Below are 22,467 nucleotides of genomic sequence, written 5' to 3'. Positions count from 1 at the left end.
TTCTCCGACGGACGAGTCGGCGGGGCGGCCGCGAGCCGGGAAACCGGTTCGAGGAAAGTCCGGACTCCACAGGGCAGGGTGGTTGTTAACGGCAACCCGGGGCGACCCGCGGGACAGTGCCACAGAAAACAGACCGCCTCCGTTCGCTTCGCGGGCGGAGGTAAGGGTGAAACGGTGGTGTAAGAGACCACCAGCGTCCTGGGTGACCAGGACGGCTAGGTAAACCCCACCCGGAGCAAGGTCAAGAGGGAGCCGCGAGGCTCCTGCGCAGGCGATCGAGGGCTGCCCGCCCGAGCCTGCGGGTAGGCCGCTCGAGCCCGTCGGCGACGGCGGGCCTAGATGGATGGCCGCCACCCGCGCCGCCGCGAGGCGGGGCGGGGACAGGATCCGGCTTACACGCCGGCTCGTCCGTACTACTTCTTCGACCGCCGAGGTGTCGGGTCGACGCGGGACCCCGTGCGAGCCGGCACCCTCCCCGGAGCCTGAAGAGGTCCTCGCTACTTCCGGCCGTCGCTGTCTTCCCGCCGTCCGGTCCAGTGGATGGTGTCCGGGAACTCGAAACGGTCGCGCAGATGCCGGTCCTCGGTGCGGCCGTGCAGGGTGAACGCGAAACTCGAACCGTCCGGCCAGGTGATGACGCGTTCGCGGAAGTCGATCGCGGGCGCTTGCGGTTTCCGGGCCTGCCAAAGGATCTCCGGCGGCGGCGCGTCGGCAGGGTCCCGGTAGGTCGAACCGGTGTCCACCACCGCGATCGCCGACGGCGAGCACACCAGCCACGGACCGCTCGCCTTGCGAAGCCGGTCGGTCAGGTCGAGCGCCAGCGCGTTCGCCGGGCCCTTCACGCGGATCTCCCGCTGGAACGGGTGACCCCCCTTGCCGCCGCCGCTGCCCGCGCCGTTCAGCAGCGCGAAGACGTAGACCACCGCGCCGCCGATGCCGCGGAACACGTTCCAGAAGAATCGCCGGACGAGCCGCTTTCCCTTGACCGTGCCGTCCTGACGCCTGCCGGGTACGTCGAAACCCAGGTCGGTGTCGCCCAGCCGCAGCACCAGGACCGGCTCGCGCCACTGGCCCGCCATCAGTTCCTCGACCCGTTCACGGTAACCGGGACGGACCTGGGCCTTCTCCGCCTTGTCCTCCATGCGTTCCTGGTGCGCGAAGATCTTCTCCGCCGCTCGCCTCCGGGATTCGCTCAGATGTCGAGGTTCCCCCGGGTCTCCTCCGGACTCTTGTCCCCGCCGATCTCGCTCTTGTCGAACCACGGCTCGTTCTCCCCCTCCGGCGTGACGGCTTCCTTGCCCTCGGTGTACGCGCCCTTCGCGGCTCCGATGCCGCCCTTGACGGCCGCGCCGGAGACCAGCGGGCGCGCGCCGACCGCGGTGCCGAACATCGTGGTGAGCGCCCGGTTGCTCGGGGTCAGCGCGACCCCGGCGGTGTTCTCCAGGACGTTCAGCGAGAACTTCGACTCACCGGCGAAGGTCCCGATCCGGAACTTCCTCGTCGCTTCCACGACCTTGGTCGAGTATTTCGCGAGGTACTCGATGAAGGTGTCGAGCAGCTTGCCGAACTTGCCGAGATACTTGGTCACCTTCTGCAGCACGCTGGCGGCCTTGGCGATGGACGCGGTCATCGCGGCGGCGACCGAACTGCCGAAGCTGATCACCGACGCCGCCAGCGCGGGCAGCCAGATGGTGATCAGCCAGGAGATCAGCTCGGTGATGATGCCCTTGATCAACTCCTCGATGACCACCATGACCATCGACCACATCTGCAGCACTTCGGCCACCGATCCGGCGGCGGACCCGATGCCGCGGATACCGGAGGAGAAGTCGCCCAGCGCTTCCTTCGCCGCCTTGCCCGCGTCGTCCACCCACTCGGCGAGCGCCGCGTCACCGGTCTTCTCGAAGTCCTCGGCGAGGGCGACGAAACCGTTCGCGAGGGTCACGAAGTTCTCCGATGCGTGCCCGATGGCCGGGCCGTCGCCGGTGACCTGGTGCAACGCGTCCTGCAGCGGCTGGACCAGCTCGAGCAGCATGTTCAGGCCGTGGCTGACCAGCCAGCCGATCGGGTCCATGGCGAAGGTGACCATGTCCGCGGCGGCCGCGCCGACGAACGCCGCCCCGTCTCCGACCAGCGCGGCACCCGCGGACGCCAGTTCGGCCGGGTTGTCCGCCTGGGCCGCCTGCTGGGCGTGCCCGGCGATCGACTTGCCCGACTTGTAGATCGTGCCCGCCACGGGCACGTGTCCCATCGCGCGATCGAGGTTCGCGCTCATGCTCTCGTCGTACGCCTGGACGTTCAGCCCGTCGGCGATGCTCGACTTCTCCTCGGTCATGACCCCTGCTTTCCGAGCGTCTGGTCGATGGTCGCCTCGTGTTTGCCGAACTCGACCTTTCCGGCTTCCTCGATGCCCCGGTACATCTCGGCGGCCTTGTTCAGCTTGGTGATGAACCCGTCGACGCCGTCCTTCATGTCGTTCATCAGGGAACGGAGTTCGCCGAGGCGGTCGGTGTAGCCCTGTTTGGCCCAGATCCCGACGACACCCCAGGCCTCGTCGGTCACGTCGGCGGCGTCGATCTTGGCGCCGAACTTCTCCGCTTCCTGCTCGTAATAGGGGAGCTGCTGGGCGTACGCGGCGATCGCCGCGATATTCGTCTCGATTCCCTTTGACATCTTGGGAGTCCCTCGGTCGGTTCGGTCAGCTGCGGCGGAGGAAGGAGCCGTCGTCGAAATAGTCGTCGTCGTCCCGCGGGGCGGGCCGGCGCGCCGGCCGGGATGGCTGCTGCGGTTGCTGCTGCTGCTGTGACGCCGGTTCTTCCTCGGCGGTTCCGAACGCCTCGGCCTGTGCCTCGCGGACCTGTTCCGACGTCTTGAGGCCGAACGCCTCACCGAACGTGTCGTCCACGATCCCGGCCTGCTGCTGGGCGGCGCCCGCGACGGCCTTCTGCAGGGTGCTCATGATCACCGAGGACAGGTGGCCCGCTTCGAGGCGCATGGCGCCCGCGCTGAGCCGGAGATCGGTGACGGTTCCGCCCGCCCCTGCGACCACCGTGACCTCGCCGGACGGGGAGGTCACGGTGGTCTCGACCCGCGCGATCCGCTCCTGCATGTCGCCGACCTCGGCGAAGCGCGCCTCGGCCTGGCGCACCTTGGCCTGGAAGTTCTCGAACTGGGCGATCAGTTGTTCCATCTGGGCGGACATCGTCGCTCCCCGTGCGCTGTGGTGATCCGTCGTCTGGAGTATGACGCAGCCGAGCGGGCTCGGTTCCGCCTTGTCTCCCGGCGGTAGCAAAGGTCCCTTGCTCCCTTCGGCGCCGTGGTGGGCGGCTTTCGCGATGGCGGCCAGGGCTGGGTGACTGTGTGGATTTCGGGTCACCCAACGCAACAAAACCCACACGGTCGCCACGCGGAGTGGCGGGTGTGTGGGAATAGGGACACTCAACGTCCCTATTCCCACACACCCCCAAGTGGCAGCAAAGGTCCCTTGCTCCCTTTTCGCAGGTCAGCGGCCCAGGTGGTAGCAAAGGTCCCTTGCTCCCGCCGCCCCTTCGGACGCTGCGCCCGTCGCTACTTGTCGGTAGGGTGCTCACATGGGTGAAGCGAGTCGGGTCACGGGGCGGTTCCGCGGAACGTTCGATGTACTGCATTCCCTTACCTACTTCGCCCCCGAGACGGAAGCCGCGCTCACCGGCGCGGGTCTCCGGCCGGGGCGCATGACGTACTTCGCGGGCCGCGCGGCGCCGATGGGCGCGGTGGGGCCCGGCGTGGTCGCGGCGACGTTCTACAACTTCAACCCCGAACTCGTCGCCCGCCACATCCCGCGCGCCTGGACGCTGGCCTCGCCCGAAAAGATCATCGAGGCCCGGTTCGAGGCCGTCGACGCGACACTGACCCGGCTGCTCGGCAAGGAGACGCTCGGTTCCGAAGGGGTCGCCGAAGCGGCGGAGCTCGCCCGCGAGGCGACCGGCGGCTGCCAGGTCGACGGCCGTCCCCTGTACGCCGGGCACGCGGGTCTCGACTGGCCGAGCGAGCCGCATCTCGTCCTCTGGCACGCCATCACCCTCCTGCGCGAGCATCGCGGCGACGCCCACATCGCCGCGCTCGTCGTCAACGGGCTCGACGGGCTCGCCGCCCTCGTCACGCACACCGCCACCGGCAAGGGTTTCCTGCCCGACGCGGCCAAGGTGTCCCGCGGCTGGAGCGACCAGCAGTGGGACGAAGCGGCGGCGAAGCTTCGCGAGCAAGGCATCCTCGACGGCGAGGGCGGCCTGACCGAGGCCGGGAACGATCTTCGTGAACGGCTCGAAGTCGCCACCAACGCGGCGTCGGCAGGGCCTTGGGAGCACCTCGGCGAGGAGAAGACGAAACGGCTTCACGAGCTGTGCGGACCTTTGAGCCGTCAGGCCGTCGAAGCGGGCGCTTTTCCCGCCAATGTGTTCTCTACGGGCCGATAATCACGCTATGTAGTGAAAATGGCCGCTCCGTTTTCGCTTTGGGTAACGGAAGTGTGACTTTCGCTTGATCGGCACTCATGATTTTTGTCGAATGCGTGTTCACCCAGCGGACTCGGGAGAAGCCACCGAACGAGTCATGTCACACTGGTCGAGGCCGAAATCTCCGCGGCCGACCCGTACTCACAGTGAGCAAGATGCCTCGCAAGCGAGTGAGGCCGTCCGCACACTGCGAAATACGGGTGGCCGGGGTTAATCCTGACGACCCTTGCAACGATGATGGAGACCGAGGATGGTCGTGGTGCTGTGCCTCGCTCTGTGAACTGTAGACAAAACGACATCTACAGAGCGCGCTTTGACCACTACGCCTCGTGACGCCATGATGTTCGAAGCACCACCGAGCCAGAACCGCGCGAACCCCCTCTCCGCGCACCGGGAGTAATGCGATGATGACCATGACCACCCTCGACACGCTGGCCGCCGGCGAGCTCGGCACCGGCAACGTCCGCACCTGGCTGATCGACAACATCATCCCCCTGGTGCTGCTGGCCGTCGCACTCCTCCTGCTGTGGCTTGGCGGTGGCAAAGGGGACAACGCCGGTGTCATGCGCCGGCTCGCCGGTGTCGTGATCGCGCTGGCGATCATCGGCCTCGCGGTGAGCGGCGCCGGAGTCAACGTGGGCCAGTGGATCGCCGGCCTCTTCACAGGCTGAGGGCTCGCGTTGCGTATCCGGACCGATGACGAGGTTTACCGGGTCGATGCCGTGTGGCTCGGCCCGCCGAAAGCGACTTTTCCCTGGAGAGCCCGCTACGTCGCGTGGCTCGTCGGTATCCCGGTCTTCCTGCTCGTGCTCACCGTCGAACGGTGGGCGGGCTGGAGCTTCGGGTTCTTCTCGACCGCCTGGGCCTTCGTCGCCACAATTGTGATCACCAGATTGATCACGGCCAAGATCAGCCACGAGCGTCCGCTGGGCGCCGTGGCCGCGATGGCGGCGAAAGAGCTCAACACACCCAGAGAACGGACCACGGGCACCGGGGGCGCGGCCAGCGCCTCCCGCGTCCGGGTGCGGGCGAACCGCCCGCTACCGAAGCACCGCAGGAGACGGCAGTACCAGCACCACGGCTACGGCGGCGGCGCCGGAGCTCAGGGAACACCACGAGCGCGTCGGAGCCGCCCTGCGGCTCGGGCCGGGAGGTAGTCGTTGTTCGGTCGCGGCGGAAGCCGAGGAAAACGTGATCGAGATCTGCAGCAAGGGGCCTGGCACCCGCCCCAGCAGGTCCGCTCCGCGCAGCCCAAGAAGGCCGGCAAGGGAAGGCGGCTGCCCGGTGAGGCGGCCATACCCTCCTATACCCCGTCCATCGCGGCGCGAAGCATCGACGGGCACCTGTTACGCACCGGTTATGAGGTGTACGCCTGGTACCGGCTCGCCCCGCAGCGCTGGTCGTTCCGGTCGGACTCGCAGCGCCGCGACCTGATCGCGGCCATCGCCGGGCAGTACGCGGAACTCCAGGGCCGCTGGCTGCACCTGCGCGTGACCAACCGGCCGTACCCGATCCGCATGTGGGCCGAGGCCCACGTGCACAACGCCGTCGGCCGTCCTCAGGACGTCCAGGGCGCGCTGTCCTTCGACGACTACCTCATCGGCGAGCAGCAGCAGCTGATGGGCCGTTCGATGGCCGAAAAAGAGGTCTACCTCGGCGTCCAGGTGCAGACCAGGCGGATGATCGACCGCGCGGTCGAGAGCGCCGCCCCGGTGCTGCGCAAGGTTTTCCCGGAGGCGGTCGACGCCGAGCTGGCCGCGCTCGACTCCGAGGTCGAGCATCTCGACCAGGTGATCGGCTCGGCCGGGCTCGAAGGCCGTCCGGTGCACGCCGAGGAGATGTCCTGGCTGATGCACCGCTCATGCTCGCTGGGCCTGCCCGCGCCGCGCAACATGCCCGCGGTCCCCGGCGCCGCCTGGGAGCCCGAGGACCTCGCCAGCTTCACCGACGCGGCGGACTTCCACGCCGAGCCGTACGCGCCGACGGTGACCGTCCGCGGTCGCACGGGGTCGAACGCCGGGGTTTCGCGGCATCTCGCCGTCCTCACCGTCGGCCAGATGCACGGCCTGCAGATCCCCGAGGTCGACGACCCGTGGATCCAGCACGCGGACCGGCTGCCCGCCGCGGTCGAGGTGTCCGCGCGGATCTACGTCCGGCGCCCCGAGGAAGTGGCGGGCGAGCTCCAGCGCCAGATGAACAAGGTCCGCTCGCAGGTCAAGCACTACACCGACGAGCACGAGCTGGAGCCGCCGCAGTCACTGGCACGCCAGGCGGGCCGGGTGCTGGAGATCGACGACGAGATGACGTCGGGTTTCACCGCGCTGGCCACCCGGGTGCGGTCGTGGTGGCGGCTCGCGGTGTCCGGGCCGACGGAGCGGGACGCCCTGCGCCTTGCCCAGCAGCTTCTTGACCTCTACAAGCCGAAGATCGCCGTCGAGCATCCCGAGGCCCAGTACGCGCTGGCCCGGGAGTTCATCCCTGGCGAGCCGCTGGCTTCGGCGGCGTACATGCGCCGCGGTTCGGTCGTGTGGGCGGCGTCGTCCGTTCCGACGGCGACGGCCGAGGTGGGCGACCGCCGCGGCATCCTGCTCGGCGAGACGGTGACCGCGACGCGGCGCCCGGTGGCGTGGGACCCGTGGATGGCTCAGGAAATCCGCGACGGTTCCGGTCTGACCGCGATGGTCGCCGGTCTCGGTGGCGGTAAGTCGTTCCTCGGCGGCGGCATCGTCTACAAAACGCTCCGCGCGGGCGCGCACTGGACGATCCTCGACCCGTCGGGCCCGCTATCGCGGCTCTGCGACCTGCCCGAACTGCGTCCGTACGCGCGGCCGATCAACCTGCTCAACGCGCAGCCCGGCATCCTCAACCCGTACCGCGTGGTCGCCGAGCCGCAGCTTGAGCACTTCATGGACGAGGACGATCCCGAGCGGTCGTGGCGGCGGGAGAAGGCCCTCGCGGGCGCGACGCGCCGCCGTCTCGTGCTCGACGTCCTCACCGGTGTCCTGCCGTACGAGGTCTCGCGGATGGCGCAGACCCGGATCGTGCTGCTGCGCGCCGTCCGCGCGGTCGGCGGCCGGTTCGACGCCGACCCGGGCCAGGTCATCGACGCGCTGCGGCGCGACTCCAGCGAGCACCACGAGCACGCCGTCGTCGTCGCGGACTTCCTCGACGAGATGCGCGAGCGGATGGCGCTGCTCATCCCGGAGAGCGACGCGGACCCGTACGCCGAGACCCGCGACGACCGGATGACCGTGCTGACCATGGCGGGGCTGACCCTGCCCAAGGACGGCGTCCCGCGCGAGTACTGGACGGACGCGGAATCCCTCGGCGTCGAGATGCTGAACCTCGCCGCGTGGCTGACGCAGCGGTCGGTGTACGAGAAGCCGAAGGAACTGCGCAAGGGCGTCTGGATCGACGAGGCGTTCTTCCTCTCCGAGGTCCCGACCGGTCGCGTGCTGATGAACCGCTTCGCGCGTGACTCGCGCAAGTGGAACGTCCGGGTGCTGCTGTCCTCGCAGATCCCCGCGGACTTCCTGAAGATCCAGGGTTTCGTGGCCCTGCTGGACTCGGTGTTCGTCGGCCGCCTCGACGACGACGACGCCCAGGCCGACGCGCTGCGCCTGCTGAAGGTCCCGGTCGGCGTCGGCTACGAACAGGTCGTCGCGGCGCTGGGCCGCCGCCCCGGTTCGTCACGCGATCTCCAGCGCGACGTCGAGCCGCGGCAGTTCATCTTCGGTGACGGCGCCGGCGGCGTGGAGCGGATCCGCGTCGACTTCTCCGGCCCGCATCTGGAGCACCTGCGTCGGGTCATGGACACCACGCCGGGTTCGCCCGACGCCAAACCGTCCAGGCCGGGCAACGAACTCGCGGTACCGGCGGAGAAGCAGTTCGTCGCTTCGCCGCCGGAGGAAGACGACTTCGAGCTCGAAGAGGATCTCGAACTCGCGGCCGAACTGGAGGTCGGTCTCACCGACGAACAGATGCTCGGCGCCCCGGACCCGTTGGCGGCCGAAACCGGAGAAGTGCAAGGCGCTGTCCAGAACGGACATAACGGGAACGGGAGTCAAGGCGAGCAGCACGCGCGCGCCGGCAAGGGTGGCACCGGCAGGGACGCCGCATGAACACGGTGCTCACACTGGCGTTCGTGCTCGCGTTCGCCGCCGGCTGGCACGCGCTGCGCCGCCGTCTCAAAGAGGGGCCGCGGCCGGGCAAGACCAGACCCAGCCGCCGCGCGACGATGTTCGTCGTCATGGTGATCCTGGGCCTTCAGGCCGTGGCGACCGCTCCGGCGGCGTCGGCCGCGGCCTGCGGTGAGGCCCCGAACCCGGAACGTCCCGGCGCGGGCATGGTCGGCGCGCTCGACCCGCCCGCCACCGCTCGCGGTGAAGGCGGCAGCCCGTACAACGTCTACGGGTACGCCGGGCACGTCTGGGACACCTTCGAAACCGACTGCGGCCCGCTCGCGGGCATCACCTCGCCCAACTCGACCATCGACACCTGGGCGGGAAACCAGCTTTTCAACATCGGCAAGAACATCGTCGGTGCGACCAACTCGCTGCACTACACCGTGTTGCAGGGCAGCCTGCTCAGCCCGCTGTACAACGCCGTCAAGGCCGGGGCCGAGAAGGTCTACAACAACATCTACGCGCAGTTGTTCGGCCTGGCCGCGCTGATCATGTCGATCATGTTGTTCCGCAACATCTGGCGCGGCGATCTCGCGGCGGTCAGCAAACGGGCGCTGTACGGCCTCGCCGCGGTCTGGCTGGCCGCGTCCTCCTTGGCACTGCTCAGATTCCTCGATCCGATCGACAACGCGATCGTGCAGACCACGACCAACATCCAGGCCGGGTTCATCGACGAGGCCAAGACCCCGCCGCCGTCCCAGCCGCAGCCGCCCGCCGCGCAGCCGTGCCAGGCGACTCCGGAGGCCGTGGCCGCGCGCCAGCCGTGGGACCGGGTCCCGACCGAGTTGCACTGCCGGGTCGTCTACGACAACTGGCTCCGCGGCGAATTCGGCAGCCCGGACTCACCGCAGGCGATCCAGTACGGCCCCGCTCTCCTGGACGCGCGTGCCTTCACCTGGGGTCAGATCCAGCAGGGCGGGGACGCCGACGCCGCGCTGGTCGACTCCAAGAAGGCGGCGTTCAAGGACATCTCCACCAAGCTCGGCCCGGCGACCGGGTACTTCACCGGTGAGGACGGCAGCCGCGTCGGTGCCGGTTTCCTTTCGCTCGGCCAGGGCATCTTCTACTCGCTGTTCCAGCTGCTGGCCAAGGCCACGGTGCTGCTCGCGCAGGTACTGATCAGGATCTTCGTCCTGACGGCTCCGTTGATCGGCCTGATCGCGCTGCTCCAGCCCCAGATCATGCAGCGCATCCTGAAGGTCGTCGGCGCGGTCGCCTTCAACCTCATGGTGCTCTCGGTGCTGGCCGGTGTGCACACCCTCCTGCTGGAGGCGATCTTCACCGCGGGGAACTCGCTGTCCCTGCTGACGAAGATGGCGCTGGCCGCGATCATCACCGTCCTGCTGTTCATGGTCGGCCGTCCCGTGCGGCGGCTGTGGCAGATGGTCGAGATGTCCGTCGGCATGGTCGGCGGCGCGATGCCTTCACCGCGCGGCGGGCTCTTCTCCCGTTTCCGCAAGAAGAACAACGAGCCGACCCCGCAGGACGCGTTCTGGCAGAACGTCCGCGACACCGACGACGTCGTCGACGGCGACCTCCGCGGTCCCGTGGGCGCGACGGTCGGTGGCGGGCGGTTCCGGCCCGAGGCGACGATCTTCGCCAGCTCCCAGCGGCTCGACAACGGTTCCGGCGCGATCCGCCCCGCGGCGGCCTGGTCGGGAGCGCCGTGGCCGGGTGCGGTCGGCGGTGGCGGCGGGATGCCCGCGCTGCCCGCCGGTGGTGGCGGAGGCGTTCCCGTGTTCGGCCAGTACAACCCGTCCGCGGGCAATCCCGGCGACTCGATGTTCACCTCCGGCGGGCGGAGCCCGATCCAGGTACCGAGCCGCCGGGTCGACACCTCGCCGGTCGCCGACCGGCGCTGGAGCGACGAACCCGAACCGGTCGTGGTGCCGTCGCGGATGAACTCCGCGGGCGGCGGTTACGCCATCCCCGACCAGTCGGGCGCCGTGCCGGTGCAACCGGGACCGTCGACACCGCGTCCGCGCCGTGTCGACCCCGAAGTCGTCGCGGGGAAGCCGGTCTTCGTGCTGTACCGGCCGTCGCGCGGGCTCGAGGTCCGCGAGGAAGTCCGCGACACAGACCACGCAGTGGGCCGGTGACCCATGCCGATCCGGACCAACCGCGGGCGTACCGCGGTCTACCGCAGACTGTGGGGCTGGCCGTTGCGCTCGCCCCGCCACCTCGTCGGCACGCTGGTGATCCTCGCGGTTGTGCTCACCGCCTTGGGCATCCTGCTGCCCAAGGCCATCGGAAAACCGGGACAGACGGCCGCCGGGCCGGGTTCCTCGGCGACAGCCACCTCACGCCCCGGCGTCGCGGCGCCGGTGACCGTGACGTCGACGTTGCCGCCGAGGCTCACCAGCCAGCCACCGCCGTCTTCCGCACCACCTGACCAGGACGGTATCCGGGTCGCCAAGAATTGGGTGACGGCATGGGCGAACCATCCCGACGGAACGACGACCGAGCAATGGCTGAGCGGCTTGAAGCCGTACACCACCGAGGAGTACCTCGCCGGGGAACTGACGACGGTGGAACCCGCGAACATCAAGGCCACCAGGGTGACCGGGGAGCCGCAGGTGGTCTCCTCGCTCGCCGGATCGATGGAAGTCGACGTACCCACGGACGGGCCCAGGGTCCGGGTCACCGTCGTCAAGACGAACCCGGGATGGCGGGTCACCAAGTTCACCCAAGCGGGCTGACCCGATGAAGATCGGGCTCATCGTCGGCGTGCTGATCGCCGCGGTCTTCGCCGCGGTGGTCACCACGAGCACGGTCACCAAGGTGGTGACCGACCATGTGGAGGCGCAGTCGGGCGGGATCGTCAAGACCTCGTGCGACGCGTCGATCGGGCCGACCCTGCCGGGACAGACCGATCGCGGCTCTTCGGACATCAACAAGCTGGACGAAGAGCAGAAGGGGATCGTCGCGCTGATCATCTCGATCGGCAAGCAGCGGTCGCTGTCCCCGCGCGCGTGGCAGGTGGCGATCCAGGCCGGGATGACCGAGTCCAAGCTGCGGAACCTGACCTACGGCGACCGCGACTCGCTCGGCATCTTCCAGATGCGGCCGTCGATGGGCTGGGGCACCGTCGCCCAGGTCACCGACCCGCCGTACCAGGTCAACAAGTTCTACGACGTGCTGCTCGCGGTGCCGGACTGGGAGAACATGCGGCCCGGCGACGCCGCGCAGCGCGTCGAGCGCTCCGGCTTCCCCGACCGTTACCACAACTGGGAGCCGATGGCCGCCCTCCTCGTGCAGAACGAGGGCCAGATCGTCGACGTCGTCGGCTGCGGCACGAGCGTCGGCAGCGTGGTGCCACCGAGCCAGGCGGCCGCGCAGGCCATCAAGTTCGCCCTCGCCGAGCAGGGAAAGCCGTACGTCTGGGGCGCCACGGGACCGAACAGTTACGACTGTTCCGGGTTGATGCTGCGGGCCTACGAGTCGGCCGGGATCATCCTGCCGCGCGTTTCCCGCGACCAGTACAAGGCGGGCGCGATGCTGCCGGTGCGGCAGGCGCAGCCGGGTGACCTGCTGTTCCTCGCCACCGTGCCGTCGAATCCGGCGACCATCCACCACGTGATGATGTACCTGGGCGACGGCAAGATCGTCGAAGCGCAGCAGACCGGGGTGCCGGTGCACATCCGCGACTTCTCCTTCGACGAGGCCGAAGTGGTCGCGCAGGCGGTCCGTCCTGGCGTTTAGCATGGTGAGAGCGTGGTATCGCGATCGCGGGACCAACGGATTCACCCGAAGTGGCGGCCTGTCCACCGGCACGCGGCCGCACACTGGCAGAGGATGAAGAACGTGGCACGGAAATTCGGAAGGCGAGGCAAGCCCGCGGCGGGAGGCGGCCCGGAGGTCGATCCCCGCGATCTCTTCGGTACCGCCCAGCCCGCGCGGCAGGCGGCGCGGCCGGCGTCGAGCACCCCGCTCGCCGACCAGCTGAACCAGGGCTGGCCGGGCGTCGATCCCGGTTACGTCGTGTTGCCGCGTTCGCTGGCCGAGGGGATGTCGCTGCCCTGGCAGCAGCAGATGGCCGCCCTGCTCGCTCAGTTCCACCAGGAGAACGCCCGGCTCGCCTGGCCGATCTACCGGGTCGTCCCGTCGCGCTACGAAAAGCTCGTCGATCTCGACGAGGAACAGCTCGCGGAGGCCGGCTACCTGGTCGAGATGGACACCGAGGGCGAGATGGTCTACCGCGAGCGCAGCGGACGGAAGATCGAAGACCCGGCGAACACCACGGTGCTCGTCTCCTGCCTCGATCCGATCCCGAAGCCCGCGCAGCGTTCGGCGCCCCCGGCGCCTTCGCAGACCGCGCCGCCCGCGACCGGGCAGCCGCCGCGCGCTCCGGCGCCGATGAACATCGGGCCCGCGCCGGTGTGGCGTACGGTCGCGCCGCCTCCGGGGCCGCCCGCGCCGCCGTTGCCGGGCAATCAGGGGATGGCCGCGCCTGCTCCTCAGGCACCGGGGCCTCAGGCACCTGCGCCGCAGACACCCGCCCCGCAGGCGCCCGCGCCTCAGGCACCGTCGGCCCAGCCGCCGGTGTCTCCGCCGCCGCTGCCTCAGCCCACCCGGACACAGTCCTCGCCCGGGAACCACACGCCGCCGCCGGTGAGCGCGCCTCCTTCCACCCCGGAGGCCCCGGCCGCCGCCTCGCCCTCGCAAGCCGAGCCGGAGCCGCCCGTGACGCCGCCGTCGTCGGCAATGCCCCCGGCTCCGCCGTTGACGCAGCCCGTGTCTCCTCCGCCGGGGATTCCCCTGGCGCCCGAACCGGCGACCCCGCCGCGTGGCGTCCCGATGCACCGCGGCTGGTTCGACGAACTCGCCGAGAACGTGCCGGAAAGCTCGAAGGTGGACCAGCCGGAGGGCGGCGAGTTCGGCCCGACCGGCGATCCCACGGAGATCCCCTACCGCTATCGCAAGTGATGACAGGACGTCCGGGTGATGTCAGGCTTGACGTATGTCGAGCGACCCGAACCCGGATCAGGGCTGGTACTTCAACACCAAGACGAACCAGGTCGAGCACCTGGAACGAGGCCGGGGCATCGACCTCCTCGGTCCGTACCCGGACGAGGCGACGGCCAGGCGCGCCCTGGAGATCGCCAAGGAACGCACCAGGCAGGCCGACGCCGAAGACGCCAAGTGGAACGGCGACTGATCTGACGGACGACTCGCGGCAGAACCCCCGTCCGCAGGCGTGTGTCGTCCATCCAGGCACACGAGTCGTCCGTCGGATCACACGTGTCGTCCATCCAGTCACGCGAAACCGCCCGCTCACCCCGGCGCCGCCGATGCTGCGAAAGCCACTTTCGCAACCTTCAACGTTGCGAAAGTGGCTTTCGCAGCACGTCGCTGTCGCAGCAGGCCGCCGGCCCCACCAGGCCGCTTCGCCTCAGGCGTCCTGAGCGGCGAGCGCCGGCCCGAGCACGAACTCCGGGTCCACCTGTGCGGTGAGGTCTTCCCCGGCCCGCCCGCTGCCCCACGCCCGCGCGTTGCGGAGGTGGAATTCGACGCCTTGCCGCTGGTAGCGCGCCCAGTCGCGCCGCTCGCCGTCGACGGTCGCGAGCATCGAGTCCAGCGTCGCGAGGTTGTGCGCTTCGAGTTCTCCGATCGGGCGCGCGCGGCCGCGTTCGGCGGCGCGGACGTGCCGCGAGTTCTCCATCCAGCCCAGCAGGGCGTCGCCGACCTCTTCGCGCAGGAACTCGATGTCCTCGTCCTCGGTCACCTTGTTGCCCACGACGACCAGCCGCACGCCGAAGTCCCGCGCGTAGTCGGCGTACTGCCGGTACACCCCGACGCTGCGCACGGTCGGCTCGCACACCAGGAACGTCACGTCGAACCGCGTGAACAGCCCGGACGCGAACGCGTCGGCGCCGGCGGTCATGTCCATGACCACGTATTCGCCCGCGTCGTCGATCATGTGGTTCAGCAGCAGCTCCGCCGCGCCGACCTTCGAGTGGTAGCAGGCGACGCCGAGGTCGTCCTCGTCGAACTGCCCGGTGACGCCGAGCCGCACCCCGCCGAATTCGCGGAAGCACGCCTGGAAGATCGGGTTGTCCTCGAACGGCCGGACCAGCCGCGACCCGCGCCCGGGCGGGGTCGTCTTGATCATCGAGGCCGCGTCGGCGATCCGCGGGTTGTCGCCGCGCAGGTACTCCTTGATCAGGCCCATGTTGTCGCCCAGCGTCGGCCAGGCGATGGCCTCTTCCTCGCTCGCGCCGAGCGCGACGGCGAGGTGCTGGTTGATGTCCGCGTCGATCGCCAGAACCGGTTTCCCGCCGCCGGCCAGGTACGCGGTGAACAGCGACGCCAGCGTGGTCTTCCCGCTGCCGCCCTTCCCGACGAACGCGATCTTCACGCCACGGCCCTTCCTGTCGTTTTGAAAAGGGTATCGGTTTTCATTTCGGCCCGTAACGTACACCCGACCGGCCCGCACCCGAACGGGCGATCAACGGCGCCGGATCGGGATAGGGTTGGGTGGTGCCTCCACTCGTGATCAGGACACACGTGGCAGGAGGGGACTTCGGTCACCTTCGAGCCGAGTTCTCGCTGCCGGAGTCGTTCGGGCCCGACGTGCTCGCCGAGGCGGAGGCGGCGGTCGTCGACCCGCTCGAATCGGCGGGGGAACGTGAGGACGCCACCGGTCTGCCCTTCGTCACCATCGATCCGCCCGGTGCCAAGGACCTCGACCAGGCGGTACTGGTCGAACGCGTCGACGGCGGCGGGTTCCGGGTCCACTACGCGATCGCCGACCTGGCCGCGTTCATCCCGCCGGGTGGCGCGCTCGACAAGGAGGCGCGCCGTCGCGGGCAGACGCTCTATCTGCCCGACGGGAACGTCCCGCTCCATCCGCCGGTGCTGTCCGAGGGCGCGGCGAGCCTGCTGCCGGGGGAGACCCGGCCCGCGGTGCTGTGGACGATCGACGTCGACGCGAGCGGTGAGCCGACGGCGACCAACGTCCGACGGGCGCTGGTCCGGTCCACCGAACAGTTCGACTACGAGACCGTCCAGGCGGCGATCGACGCGGGCGATCCGCACCCCTCGGTGGCCGCCCTGCCGGAACTGGGCCGTCTGCGCCGCGAACTCGCCATCCGGCGCGGCGCGGTGGAGCTGCAGCTGCCGGAGCAGGAGATCAGTGGCGATCCCGACGGCGGCTGGGCGCTGATCCAGCGGCCGCGCAACGACGTCGACGCGTGGAACGCCGAGATCTCGCTGCTCACCGGCATGGCCGCGGCGAAGATCATGATCGGCGCCGGGATCGGGGTTCTGCGCACGCTGCCCCAGCCCGACGCCGAAGCGATCGAATGGCTGCGCCGGTCCGCGCAGGCGCTGAACATCGACTGGCCCGAGGGCAAGAGCGTGTCGGAGTTCCTGGCCGCGCTCGACCCCGGCCAGCCCGCGTCCATGGCGCTTTTCGCCGACACCACCAGGCTTCTGCGCGGCGCCGGATACACCGCCTTCGACGGCGAACTGCCCGCCTTGACCACGCACGCCGGGATCGGCGGCGCGTACGCGCACGTCACCGCGCCGATCCGGCGGCTGGTCGACCGGTTCGCCACCGAGATCTGTCTCGCCGTGAGCGCCGGCCGGGAAGTGCCCGCGTGGGTCCGTGCGGCGCTTTCCGAGGTACCGGAGCAGATGACCGCGTCCGACACCCTGGCGGCGAAGGTCGAACGCGCCTGCATAGACCAGGTCGAGGCCTGGGTCATGGCCGAGCACATCGGCGAGGAGTTCGACGCGATCGTGCTGCGGGCCGACGAGACCAAGTCGGAGATCCTGATCGAGAATCCGCCGGTGATGGGCAAATGCGCGGGCGAGAAACCGCCGGAAGGCGAGCGGATCCGCGTCCGGCTCACGGCGGTGGACGTCGACAAGCGGAAACTGTCGTTCGAGCGCGCATGATCGACGATCTCGGCGAAGTCGTCCCGCTGCGCGAACCGGCGTCGCGGGTGGTGTCGCTCGTGCCGTCGCTGACCGAAGCCGTCGAGGTGAGCGCGCCGGGACGGCTCGCGGGCGCCACGGACTACTGCACCCATCCGGTGGATCTGGACGTTCCGCGAGTGGGCGGCTCGAAGTACCCGAACGTGGACAAGGTGCTCGAACTCGAGCCGGATCTGGTGCTGGCCAACTCCGAGGAGAACCGGCCGGAAGACGTGGAACGCTTACGCGCCAACGGGATTTCGGTCTGGGTGATGGAGGCGTCGGCGACCGTGCCCGGTGCGCTCGCCTCGATCCGGCGGATCCTGACGCAGGCCTACGACCTTGCCGAGCCGGAGTGGCTGGTCGAGGCCGAAGAGCTCTGGCGGGAGACGCTGCCGGAGCGGTTCCGCGCGGTCGTGCCGGTTTGGCGGAAGCCGTGGATCGTGCTCGGCAGGGAGACCTTCGGCGGCGACGTCCTGCATCGCGTCGGAATCGGCAACGTCTACGCGGATCACGAAGAGCGCTACCCGCGTCCGAAGCTCGACGAGCTCCAAGCGCGCTTCGGGGACGGAGACGCGAACCTGCTTGTACTGCCCGACGAGCCCTACGAGTTCACCGCGGACGACGGTCCCGAAGCGTTCCCCGGCGCGAAGCACGTCCTGGTCTCCGGGCGCTACCTGACCTGGTACGGCCCCTCGCTCGTCGAGGCCCACGCCCACCTCACGCAACTCGTCACCTGGTTGCGATAGTTCGTGCACCGAACCATCGCAACCAGGTGACGAATTGCGAGGGGGATCAGAGGGTGAGGCCGGTCAGGACGGTGACGCGTTCTTCGGTGAAGTCGGCCATCGCGGACGCGGGGCCCTCGCGGCCGACACCGGAGTCCTTCACGCCGCCGTAGGGCATCTGGTCGGCGCGGAAGCTCGGTACGTCGCCGACGAGCACGCCGCCGACACGCAGCTTCGCGGACACGTCGAACGCCGTCGGCAGGTCGCGTGTGAACACTCCCGCCTGAAGGCCGAAGCGCGAGTCGTTGATCCGGCGCACCCCGTCCTCCACCGAGTCCACGCGCGTGATCGACACGACCGGCCCGAAGACCTCGTCGGCCATCACCGACGCGTCCTCCGGCACGTTCGCGAGCACCGTCGGCTCGACGGTCGCGCCGTCGCGCTTGCCGCCGGCGAGCAGTTCGCCGCCCGCCTCGACCGCCGCCGTGATCCACGACTCCACCCGGGAAGCGGCTTCGGTGTTGATCAGCGGCCCGACGTCGACGCCGTCCGTCCGCGGGTTGCCGGTGCCGAGCGCGCGCACCTGCTCCAGCACCTTCGCCTGAAGCTCCTCGTAGACGTCGGCGTGCGCGTACACGCGCTGCACCGAGATGCACGACTGGCCGGCCTGATACATCGCGAACGTCGCGATCCGCTGCGCCGCGAAGTCCAGATCAGTCCAATCAGGACAGACGAGCACGGCGGCGTTGCCGCCGAGTTCGAGTGCGACGTGCTTGCGAGGCACGCTGTCCCGGATGCCCCAGCCCACCGGCACGGAACCGGTGAACGACACGACCGGCAGCCGCGGGTCCGAGACCAGCTTGGCCGATTCCTCGTTGCTCACCGGAAGAATCGACCAACTTCCGGCGGGCAGGTCGGTCTCGGCGAGGATTTCGCCGAGCAGCAGCGCGGTCAGCGGTGTCGCGGGCGCGGGCTTGAGCACGATCGGCGCGCCGACCGCGATCGCCGGCGCGACCTTGTGCGCCACCAGGTTCAGCGGGAAGTTGAACGGCGTGATGCCCAGCACGGGGCCCTTCGGGACACGGCGGACCAGCGCGAGCCGTCCGGTGCCGCCCGGGTCGGTGTCGAGGCGCTGCAGGTCACCGGAGAACCGGCGAGCCTCCTCGGCGGCCCAGCGGAACGTCGACGCCGCGCGCCCGACCTCGCCGCGTGCCCACTTCAGCGGCTTGCCCGACTCGGCGGTGATCAGCTGCGCCAGCTCTTCGGACCGCTCACCCAAAACTCGGGACACGCGGTCCAACGCGCCTGCCCGGACGTGCGCGGGCAGCGTCGCGAACTCCTCCTGGACGTCGTGCGCCGCCTGCACGGCGGTCTCGATGTCCGAAGTGGACGGAACGTGGTGCGAGCCCGCCTCGCTTCCGTCGAAGGAGTGACGGACGACGACGGTCTCGTCGCTGGTGACCGGTTTCCCGGCTACCCAGAAAGGAAAGGTGGTCACTTGGCGGCCTCCGTGCGGACAGCGTGCTCCAGGACCGACAGGCCCTCTTCGAGCAGTTCGGTGGACAGGGACAGCGGCGGCAGCAGGCGGACGACGTTGCCGTAGGTGCCGCAGGTGAGGACGACGACGCCCGCCCGGTGGCAGGCCTGCGCGACCCGCTTGGTCAGGTCGGCGTCGGGTTCGGTGGTGCCCGGCTTCACGAACTCGGCGGCCAGCATCGCACCGCGGCCGCGGACGTCGCCGATCACGCCGGTCTCCTCGGCCAGCGCCCGCAGCCGCGGCAGCACCGTGTTCTCGATGCGCTTCGCCGACGCCGCGAGGTTCTCCTGACGCATGACCTCGATCGAACCGAGCGCCGCGGCGCACGCGATCGGGTTACCGCCGTAGGTTCCGCCGAGCCCGCCCGGCGGGACGGCGTCGAGCAGTTCCGCGCGGCCGGTGACGGCGGCGAGCGGCAGCCCGCCCGCGATGCCCTTGGCGGTGGCGATCAGGTCGGGGACGACGTCTTCGTGCGTGGACGCGAACCACTCGCCGGTGCGGCAGAAGCCGGTCTGTACCTCGTCGGCGACGAACACGACACCGTTTTCGGTGCACCAGCGGGAAAGCGCGGGCAGGAAACCGGGTGCGGGCTCGATGAAGCCGCCTTCACCCTGCACCGGCTCCAGCACGACGGCCGCGACCTGGTCGCCGCCGATCTGCTTTTCGATGCGGTCGATGGCGATCCGCGCCGCTTCGGGACCGGACAGCCCGTCGCGGTACGGGTACGAGCCGGGAACGCGGTAGACCTCGGGCGCGAACGGGCCGAAACCGTGCTTGTAGGGAATGGACTTCGCGGTCAGCGCCATCGTCAGGTTCGTGCGGCCGTGGTAGGCGTGGTCGAAGACGACGACGGCCTGACGCCCGGTCGCCGCGCGGGCGATCTTCACCGCGTTCTCGACGGCTTCGGCGCCGGAGTTGAACAGGACCGAACGCTTCTCGTGGGTGCCCGGCGTGAGCTTGTCGAGTGCTTCGCACACCTCGACGTACCCCTCGTACGGCGTGACCATGAAACACGTGTGCGTGAACCGGCCCACCTGCTCGCGGACGCGGTCCACGACGGCCGGGGCGGCGTGGCCGACGTTGGTCACCGCGATACCGGAACCGAAGTCGATCAGGACGTTGCCGTCGGCGTCGGTGAGCAGGCCACCTTCGGCGGAGGTGACGTAGACCGGCAGTACCGAACTCACGCCCGCGGCGACGACGGCGGCGCGTCGCTCCTGCAGGGCGCGCGAGGCGGGGCCGGGGATCTCGGTGCGCAGCCTGCGCTGGGTTTCGGTGGTGACGGTCACGGCCAGACTCCTGCGGACGCGAGGGACGGGGTCGCCCTCCAGGATGGGAGCCTGCCCGGGCCACGTCAGCTCGACATCTTGTCGATATCGAGGCGTAGAGTTGGACAACATGGCACTGACCCTCGCCGCACTGGTGGCCGAACGCTCGCTCGGCCTGCGGGTGCGCGCGGCCGAGGCGGGGCTCGACCGGGCGATCGGCTGGGTCCACCCCACCGAACTGACCGATCCGCAGGCCTTCCTCGAAGGCGGCGAACTGCTGCTGACCACCGGCCTCACCCTGGATGAGACCACGTCGCCCGGGTACATCCGGCGGCTCGTCGACGCCGGCGTGGCGGGCCTGGGCTTCGGAGTCGGCCTCAGCCACGAGAGCATTCCTCGGTCCCTTGTGGACACCGCGGAAGAGGTCGGGCTGCCGGTGCTCGAAGTGCCGAGGAAGACGCCGTTCATCGCGATCACGCGGGCGGTTTCCCGCGCGGTCGCCGCCGACGAATACGCCTCGCTCGTGCGCACCGGCAAGGGTCAGCAGGAACTGACCAGGACGGCCGTCGGCAAGGGCGGGCCCGGTGGAGTGGTGCGCAAACTGGCGAAGCTGGTCGACGGCTGGGTGCTCCTGCTCGACTCGTCGGGCGCGGTCACTGAGGCTTCGCCTGCCGCAAGACCCTTCGCCGACGACCTCCAGGAAGACCTGGCGCGGCTGCGAGCGGGCACGCTGGTGACGGTGGCGGGGGAGTACAACGTCGTCCTGCAGACGCTCGACACCCGGGCTCGGGGAGTGCTCGCCGTCGGTACCCACGAGCCGCTCGATGCCGCGGGGCAGCATATCGTCAACACCGCGGTGTCGTTGCTTTCCCTTGCGCTGGAACAGAATCGTGAGCACGTAGGTGCCTTGCGGAGGCTGAGGTCAGGGCTGTGCGATCTGCTCGGCGCGGGGCAAGCCGAACTCGCCACGCGGACGATGAAGTCGCTCTGGGGCGGTGTCCCGGAAGCACCGTGGTCCGTGCTGGCCGTCGCCGGCCCCGCGGGCACGCGCCGCTCGCTCGCCGACGTGCTCGACGCGGAAGTGGCCGGAGACAAGGTGTTCTTCGGCGAGTCGGGGGCGTTCGTGGTCGCGCTCGGCGACGTGGAGACCGTCGCCCGGCAGGCTTCCCGGCTCGGCGGGCTGCACGCCGGGCTGTCCGATCCGGTGTCCACGGTCGATTTCCCGGCCGGGCTCCGGCAGGCGAAACAGGCGGCGGAAGCGGCGAAGGCCGAGCGTTCCCCGTTGGTCCGGTTCGCCGAACACGCCGGGCGCGGTTTCCTGGAGATGGTCGAGTCCCAAGCGGCACAAGCGTTTTCGGACAGTCTTCTGGCGCCGCTGCGGCATCATGACGAGACCGGCCGAGGCGAGCTCGTCGCGTCGCTGACCTGCTGGCTCGAACACCACGGTCACTGGGATCTGGCGTCCGCGCGGCTCGGCGTCCACCGGCACACCTTGCGCAACCGCATGCGCAAGGTCGCCGAACTGACCGGCCGTGATCTCGATTCCCCCGGGGTGCGCGCCGAATTCTGGCTCGCGTTGCAGGTCAGCGTTCGGACCTGACCAGGGCGATCGGCGAGTCTCCGCAGCGTCGCAGGTGCGTGCCGGTCTCTGTCGTGACCGGCTCCGCGCCGGCGGACCACCACGCCGGGACGTCGACGTCGCGGACCAGCGATCCGGTCGCCTGGCGCGCGTTGTTCGAGACGATCACCCGGCCCTGGGCGTTGACCAGCGCCGCGCGGCCGCCGAGCGCGCGCAGTTTCAGCTGCAGCAGGCGCTCGACCTCGCGTACGTAGATGTCCGCGCCGACGACCCCCGCGAACCCTCCGTCACGCTGGACCGGGACGGTGAAGGTCAGCGTGTACTCGTCGGTGCAGAGATAGTCGACGTACGGGCCGTTGATATGGCGGCGGCCGGTGTCACGCGGGACGGTGAACCACGATTGCCGGGTGTAGTCCAGGAAGTTCTCGCTGCCCGGATCGAGGCTGATGACCAGTTGCGCCGGTTCGGCGTCCCCGGTCTCGGTCCACCATTCGAAGCCGAATTCCTGATCGGCCAGCGCGTTCGGCGCGCTGATGAACCCGGCGCCGACGACCAGTCCGCCGAGGACGTCGAAGACCTGCGGCCGGAGGCGGGTCAGGTCTTCGACGGTGGCATCGGTGGAGGCGGCCAGGAGCCCCTCGGCGCCGGCCAGTAGCGGCTTCAACCGGCCGAAGACGTCCTCGACCAGGGTGGATACCTGTTCGACGACCTCGGAACCGGCGGACGGTGTGTCGTTCACGATGCTCACCTCGGATGCG

At 69.7% G+C, this 22,467-nt stretch carries 20 protein-coding genes and 1 other RNA gene; 13 read left to right on the top strand and 8 right to left on the bottom strand.

Annotated features, from left to right (window positions below; translation table 11 throughout):
• Positions 1-12: 12 nt before the first annotated feature.
• Positions 13-411: RNase P RNA component class A (rnpB, locus tag CVV72_RS23165), an RNA gene on the top strand.
• A gap of 86 nt (positions 412-497) precedes the next feature.
• Here rnpB and CVV72_RS23160 read toward each other — a convergent pair.
• From CVV72_RS23160 to CVV72_RS23145, 4 genes are read right to left on the bottom strand one after another with little or no spacing between them, the layout of a single operon-like run.
• Positions 498-1,142 (bottom strand): hypothetical protein, encoded by a 645-nt coding sequence (locus CVV72_RS23160; RefSeq protein ID WP_219145787.1) that lies wholly within the window; start codon positions 1,140-1,142, stop codon positions 498-500.
• 50 nt (positions 1,143-1,192) lie between these two features.
• Positions 1,193-2,335, bottom strand: a complete 1,143-nt coding sequence (locus tag CVV72_RS23155) for a hypothetical protein (RefSeq protein WP_219145786.1) — start codon at positions 2,333-2,335, stop codon at positions 1,193-1,195.
• The gene (locus CVV72_RS23150) at positions 2,332-2,673 is read right to left on the bottom strand and encodes a hypothetical protein (RefSeq protein ID WP_219145785.1); all 342 of its coding nucleotides are present in this window, start codon (positions 2,671-2,673) and stop codon (positions 2,332-2,334) included. Before CVV72_RS23150 ends, CVV72_RS23155 begins: the two co-directional genes overlap by 4 nt.
• A 25-nt stretch (positions 2,674-2,698) precedes the next feature.
• Positions 2,699-3,202 (bottom strand): YbaB/EbfC family nucleoid-associated protein, encoded by a 504-nt coding sequence (locus tag CVV72_RS23145; RefSeq protein WP_219145784.1) that lies wholly within the window; start codon positions 3,200-3,202, stop codon positions 2,699-2,701.
• 388 nt (positions 3,203-3,590) lie between these two features.
• Between CVV72_RS23145 and CVV72_RS23140 the strand changes: the two genes are divergently transcribed.
• The 9 genes from CVV72_RS23140 (at position 3,591) to CVV72_RS23100 (ending at position 13,835) form a co-directional block, all read left to right on the top strand.
• On the top strand, positions 3,591-4,454 hold the full coding sequence (locus CVV72_RS23140; RefSeq protein ID WP_219145783.1) for a hypothetical protein: 864 nt from the start codon (positions 3,591-3,593) through the stop codon (positions 4,452-4,454).
• 443 nt (positions 4,455-4,897) lie between these two features.
• Positions 4,898-5,164 (top strand): hypothetical protein, encoded by a 267-nt coding sequence (locus tag CVV72_RS23135; protein ID WP_007035338.1) that lies wholly within the window; start codon positions 4,898-4,900, stop codon positions 5,162-5,164.
• Between the two features lie 9 nt (positions 5,165-5,173).
• Positions 5,174-5,650 carry a hypothetical protein gene (locus CVV72_RS23130; RefSeq protein ID WP_076153445.1) on the top strand — a complete coding sequence of 159 codons (477 nt, stop codon included), beginning with the start codon at positions 5,174-5,176 and terminating at the stop codon, positions 5,648-5,650.
• A 3-nt stretch (positions 5,651-5,653) separates the two neighbouring features.
• Positions 5,654-8,614, top strand: coding sequence for an ATP-binding protein (locus CVV72_RS23125; RefSeq protein ID WP_219145782.1), 2,961 nt, complete (start codon positions 5,654-5,656; stop codon positions 8,612-8,614).
• A complete protein-coding gene (locus tag CVV72_RS23120; RefSeq protein ID WP_219145781.1) occupies positions 8,611-10,776 on the top strand; it encodes a magnesium transporter in 2,166 nt (721 codons plus the stop codon). The genes CVV72_RS23125 and CVV72_RS23120 overlap by 4 nt, the downstream gene beginning before the upstream one ends.
• Positions 10,777-10,779: 3 nt before the next feature.
• A complete protein-coding gene (locus CVV72_RS23115; RefSeq protein WP_219145780.1) occupies positions 10,780-11,376 on the top strand; it encodes a hypothetical protein in 597 nt (198 codons plus the stop codon).
• 4 nt (positions 11,377-11,380) lie between these two features.
• The gene (locus CVV72_RS23110) at positions 11,381-12,379 is read left to right on the top strand and encodes a C40 family peptidase (protein WP_219145779.1); all 999 of its coding nucleotides are present in this window, start codon (positions 11,381-11,383) and stop codon (positions 12,377-12,379) included.
• A 102-nt stretch (positions 12,380-12,481) separates the two neighbouring features.
• A complete protein-coding gene (locus tag CVV72_RS23105) occupies positions 12,482-13,603 on the top strand; it encodes a hypothetical protein (RefSeq protein ID WP_219145778.1) in 1,122 nt (373 codons plus the stop codon).
• Between the two features lie 34 nt (positions 13,604-13,637).
• Positions 13,638-13,835 carry a hypothetical protein gene (locus CVV72_RS23100; RefSeq protein ID WP_219145777.1) on the top strand — a complete coding sequence of 66 codons (198 nt, stop codon included), beginning with the start codon at positions 13,638-13,640 and terminating at the stop codon, positions 13,833-13,835.
• Between the two features lie 234 nt (positions 13,836-14,069).
• Here CVV72_RS23100 and CVV72_RS23095 read toward each other — a convergent pair whose 3' ends face one another.
• Positions 14,070-15,035 (bottom strand): AAA family ATPase, encoded by a 966-nt coding sequence (locus CVV72_RS23095; protein WP_219145776.1) that lies wholly within the window; start codon positions 15,033-15,035, stop codon positions 14,070-14,072.
• A gap of 134 nt (positions 15,036-15,169) precedes the next feature.
• Between CVV72_RS23095 and CVV72_RS23090 the strand changes: the two genes are divergently transcribed.
• A complete protein-coding gene (locus CVV72_RS23090; protein WP_219154068.1) occupies positions 15,170-16,579 on the top strand; it encodes a ribonuclease R family protein in 1,410 nt (469 codons plus the stop codon).
• On the top strand, positions 16,576-17,346 hold the full coding sequence (locus CVV72_RS23085) for a helical backbone metal receptor (protein WP_219145775.1): 771 nt from the start codon (positions 16,576-16,578) through the stop codon (positions 17,344-17,346). The genes CVV72_RS23090 and CVV72_RS23085 overlap by 4 nt, the downstream gene beginning before the upstream one ends.
• A gap of 46 nt (positions 17,347-17,392) precedes the next feature.
• Here the strand turns inward: CVV72_RS23085 and CVV72_RS23080 are convergent, their stop codons facing one another.
• Positions 17,393-18,823 carry an aldehyde dehydrogenase family protein gene (locus CVV72_RS23080; protein WP_219145774.1) on the bottom strand — a complete coding sequence of 477 codons (1,431 nt, stop codon included), beginning with the start codon at positions 18,821-18,823 and terminating at the stop codon, positions 17,393-17,395.
• Positions 18,820-20,151: a 4-aminobutyrate--2-oxoglutarate transaminase gene (gabT, locus tag CVV72_RS23075; RefSeq protein WP_219145773.1), complete on the bottom strand. Its 1,332-nt coding sequence runs from the start codon at positions 20,149-20,151 to the stop codon at positions 18,820-18,822. The genes CVV72_RS23080 and gabT overlap by 4 nt, the downstream gene beginning before the upstream one ends.
• 109 nt (positions 20,152-20,260) lie before the next feature.
• On the opposite strand from gabT, the gene CVV72_RS23070 reads away from it, so the two are divergent.
• Positions 20,261-21,730: a PucR family transcriptional regulator gene (locus tag CVV72_RS23070; protein ID WP_219145772.1), complete on the top strand. Its 1,470-nt coding sequence runs from the start codon at positions 20,261-20,263 to the stop codon at positions 21,728-21,730.
• Here the strand turns inward: CVV72_RS23070 and CVV72_RS23065 are convergent.
• Positions 21,714-22,448, bottom strand: coding sequence for a cache domain-containing protein (locus CVV72_RS23065; RefSeq protein WP_219145771.1), 735 nt, complete (start codon positions 22,446-22,448; stop codon positions 21,714-21,716). The two genes, CVV72_RS23070 and CVV72_RS23065, sit on opposite strands and share 17 nt — an antisense overlap.
• Positions 22,449-22,467 lie beyond the last annotated feature (19 nt).

The sequence above is a fragment of the Amycolatopsis sp. TNS106 genome (assembly GCF_019330265.1).
GTDB classification, from domain to species: domain Bacteria; phylum Actinomycetota; class Actinomycetes; order Mycobacteriales; family Pseudonocardiaceae; genus Amycolatopsis; species Amycolatopsis lurida.
This window is presented reverse-complemented; position numbering and strand designations above follow the sequence as displayed.